The sequence below is a fragment of the Pseudomonas sp. AD21 genome, from assembly GCF_002878485.1.
Taxonomy (GTDB): domain Bacteria; phylum Pseudomonadota; class Gammaproteobacteria; order Pseudomonadales; family Pseudomonadaceae; genus Aquipseudomonas.
Genome location: NZ_NQYG01000151.1, coordinates 1 through 297, shown reverse-complemented (window position 1 = coordinate 297; position 297 = coordinate 1). Strand labels below are relative to the sequence as shown.

Below are 297 nucleotides of genomic sequence, written 5' to 3'. Positions count from 1 at the left end.
TGACAGTGGTATTGACCGGGGTTTTGTCAGCCACGAGGTTTTCGTAGTTACCGCCGCTCACGTCGGTGATGGCGTTGGTCAGCGGCGCATGGCCGGTCAGCGCATCGTTCGGTGCGGTGGTGGTCACGGTGCCGGTGGTCTTGCCGACTTCGATGGTGATGTTCTGACCGTTGGCCAGGGTCACGACGACAGGAGAACCGGTTACCGGTGCACCGACAGTCGCAGTGTAGGTGACGGTGCCACCTTCAGCAGCAGACTCGGTCGCGGTCAGTTTGACCGTGGTGGTGTCGATGGTAT

The 297-nt window shown here is 60.9% G+C and carries 1 protein-coding gene; it reads right to left on the bottom strand.

From position 1 onward, the window contains the following. Positions 1-297: immunoglobulin-like domain-containing protein (locus tag PseAD21_RS29395; RefSeq protein ID WP_146011331.1), on the bottom strand; the 297-nt coding region annotated here is incomplete at both ends.